Below are 3,804 nucleotides of genomic sequence, written 5' to 3' on the forward strand. Positions count from 1 at the left end.
AATTGATTAGCAGCTTCACGAGGTAATTTTGCACGTGAGATACGACCATTGGCTTCTCTTAGCTGCCCTGTCATTTTAGGGCGTCCCCTCTTTTTGTTTCTTTTCACAACACCGCCTTCTGTTTAAAAAGGAACGCTATCATTCATAACGGTATGAGGCATATCAAGAGGTCTGTGAAAGCTTCTCTCATAAGGAGATGATAATTGCTCTTGATTATCATCATTTTTGCCATCTAAAAGCTTTAAGTCGCCTTTGTACTTAGGCAAAATGACTTCTGTTACAAAACGTTCAATACCGTTTTTATCTTGCCATTTACGCGTTTGAAGCTGTCCCTCTATATAAACTTTGCTCCCCTTATTGAGATACTGGAGTGCTATTTTTGCAAGATGTGGATTAAACACCACAATGGAATGCCATTCTGTTTTGTCTATTTTTTTATTAGCTGCCTTATCTGTATAGCTTTCAAACGTTGCTATACGAAAATTGACCACTTCAGCACCAGATGACATTGTTTTGCTTTCCGGATTGGCACCTAAATGACCAATTAAAATCACTTTATTAAGCATTTGCTTTCTGTCCTTTAATGGAAAATGCTACTTAGAACAAAACAAACTCACAACTGATAATATTATAACACATTATGGGTATATTTACAAACGAAATTTATCATAACCCACTGAATCTAAAGAATGAATCCCATTTTTATTTTACTAAATGGCTTGCCTATTTGCACGTATTGTGTAATAAAGAGATGTTCGTCTACTTTCGAATAACAACTAATCTGAGCATTGCAAAACAGAAGCCGTGTCAAGAAATTGGCACGGTTTTAATGCATTTAAATGGATAGAGAAAAGCCCCCTCATTATAGAAGAAAACCCTGTTACGCAGACACATAACAAGGCTTTCAACTTTATTAATTTCTCAAGTATTTGAATATTAACACACTATGTATAAAATTACAAGCATTAATATACAAAAAAACCGCGTTATATAAAAAATAACACGGCTTTTTTAGAGATTCTTTAAAAGAATATCATTTAATTCTAAACGGTGAAAGTACAACGCCATCACGACGTTGCAAAAGAAAGCTTTTTACACTTTCTATACTTAAACTATAATGCACTCTTTTTATTTATTCAAATTGAAAAAAACATACTCGCGTTTATACACAAATTTTGATAATAACCTATCGAAAAATAGTCTGTACTAAAATAATAATTTTTTGGACAGATTCAGCGATAATGTCTGTTTCTTTAGTAGTGTTACAAATTTTTAGAATTCTTTCTTGCCAGTTTTTACCAAGCTGCTTAACTTGATTCATTACAACTTTCTGTAAAATAGGCTCGACTGATCTCACCAATTCATCACTTCCTTTGTCTAGCTGAGAAATTTTTCTACATAGAATTTTAGGATCGTCACAATCAGAAGCTTCATTGCGGACAATAAATAAATTATCTACGTGAGTTTCTTCAATCAAATAAGGGGAATGAGTAGAATAAATCACGCTATTCTTGTCAAAAGATGATAATTTCTGTAAGGATTGTAATATTTTTTCTTGAGGATGAATATGTAGATTGCTTGCTGGTTCATCCAATAAGAAAATTATTCCATTTTTGCTTCTGTTGGTACGAATATCTGTAAGCACTTTGAAGCAAAAAAACCAACGGCACCCTTTGCTTCTTTCATGTAAAGAAAAAGTGCGGTCTTTAGCTTTGACCTTTAAACAAAAATCTGCAAAATTAGGATTAGATCCCGTCACTTTTTCTACGCTAAATCTATCAAATACAGTCTTTCCTCCCGTTATATCTTCCCAGTCCTTGGTAATAACAGTGTTAAGATAATCATTTATAGAAGACAAACGTTGATCGACTGCATCTTCATCACTACAATCAACAATATCACGTTGAAAATTAATATCGGATTTTGGTTCTTTCCCAGCTCGCTTTTTGCGGCTACCAATCAGTAAATCATTAAAAATATCATGCCATAAAAGATTTTTTTTATCACTTAGAAAACTATCTTCTTTTAATTCTTCATTTGAAGCATGAGTTGCACTTTTTAAAAATCTAATTTTATCGGGCACATCAAACATAAAATCATCATAATAGACAATTTCAGGAATATGATTCTTTAAGTAATTTAAAAAAGCCGTTGCTATTTCATCTCCATAATTTTTATCGTTGATCTTAATATATTTTTCTGTGCAAATACTATTATCAAATGAATATACAAAGGATAAATGTAATGTCTGGCTTTTTTCAGATAAATCATCCTTGATTTTTTTTAGTATTTTAATCTTAGCTAATTTTTCAATCTCTGTTTCGTCCAATAAAATTGTGGTAGATAAAACAATGTCTTCATCAAAAAAAGCTGTTTTAGGACGTATAGAAGAAAAATCTTCGCCTGTTAATTGTTTCCCTAAACATAGCTGTGACAAGAGATGAATACCTTGCAAAGTTGTTGTTTTTCCTGATTCATTATTTCCTACCAGAATAAAAGGAAAGCTCCTATCTCCTCCTGAGAGATCTATTTTTACAGGTTCTCCTATCCCTTTAAAATTTTCTAATTCAAATGAAGTAAATATCATGATATCTCCAATAGTACTTTAAAGAACAAAACCCTATAGCACATAAATTAGGAATGTTTTGTATTGATTATTTACGTTTTTTAAGAACCTTCGTTTTAATATTTCCACGTTTTAATTCCTATTTTTACCAAGTTGAAAATTTTCAGTATATAAAAGCCGTATCAATTTATTTTGATGCGGTTTTTATTTATTAATGCTTGCTGTTTTATACATTTTGTGTGATATGTGTTTAGTGTAAAATGTGTATACTTCCTAAAACAAAAGCCGTGTCCTTTAAAGACATGGCTTTCTTTTTTGCTATAAAGCAGCCCCCCATCCCGTTATTTACGCTACTTTTTCACTAATGGCATCATTACTACAAGCATCATTACGAAATGTTTTCTTTTCTTTAAGAGCAGCGTTGCCATAAATCTTGACATCTTTATAAACAACCGCCTTGCCATAAACCCTAGCGTTATCAAAAATATGAGCACCCTCATATATATAAGCAGATCCTGATACTTTTGCATTGCCATAAACAAAGCCACCAATATGAGCACTATTCAAAACTTTTGCATTATCATAAATTTTTGCATCTATACAAATAAAGGCATTCCCATAAACCACGGCATTATCATAAACTTGACCACAAATTTTTGCATTCCCATAAACCTTGGCATTGCCATTAACCACACACTTGCCATAAATGACTCCCTTGTCACGCACCCACATGGTACCACTAACACTCGCATTATCACAAACCATTGCATTACCATAAACATAGGTATCACAACCATAAACTTTAGCTTTATCACTCACTATAGCATTCCCATAAACTTTAGCACCACCAGCAATAACGGCTTCATTACGTATTTTAGCGTTTTCACTAACAATAGCACCATATGAAACAACGGCATTATCATAAACCCAGCAATTGCCATCATGGGATAAGTTATTTTCATTTTCAATAAAGCCGCCTAAAGACCCAGCTTTGACATCAGAAAAGTCTCTTAAAGCTTTAATGCGATAAAAGTGTTTAGGTTGACGGGTTTCAGAATCGAAAACTTTTTTGATTTCGTCAGTAAGTTCATATTTTTTGGATACATTTTGAGTGGCCATAGGTAACTCCCTAAGTTCATATTTGAGTAAATTTTAATGAAATGTCTAAAGGAGGGGGCGCCCCGCCGCGCCCGCGCGTTATTTACGCAGCTTTATTTATATCCTGATCAACACCACAG

3 protein-coding genes are annotated in these 3,804 nt (G+C 33.1%); all 3 read right to left on the reverse strand.

All coding sequences use genetic code 11. The annotated features are described in order from the left end of the window. Positions 1 to 122: 122 nt before the first annotated feature. On the reverse strand, positions 123 to 566 hold the full coding sequence (gene ssb / locus MCY_RS06605) for a single-stranded DNA-binding protein (RefSeq protein WP_007347592.1): 444 nt from the start codon (positions 564 to 566) through the stop codon (positions 123 to 125). 620 nt (positions 567 to 1,186) lie between these two features. Then, on the reverse strand, positions 1,187 to 2,587 hold the full coding sequence (locus tag MCY_RS06610; RefSeq protein WP_007347593.1) for an AAA family ATPase: 1,401 nt from the start codon (positions 2,585 to 2,587) through the stop codon (positions 1,187 to 1,189). A 324-nt stretch (positions 2,588 to 2,911) separates the two neighbouring features. Then, positions 2,912 to 3,685 carry an LbetaH domain-containing protein gene (locus MCY_RS06615; RefSeq protein WP_007347594.1) on the reverse strand — a complete coding sequence of 258 codons (774 nt, stop codon included), beginning with the start codon at positions 3,683 to 3,685 and terminating at the stop codon, positions 2,912 to 2,914. Positions 3,686 to 3,804 lie beyond the last annotated feature (119 nt).

This window comes from Bartonella rattimassiliensis 15908 (assembly GCF_000278215.1).
Lineage (GTDB): Bacteria > Pseudomonadota > Alphaproteobacteria > Rhizobiales > Rhizobiaceae > Bartonella > Bartonella rattimassiliensis.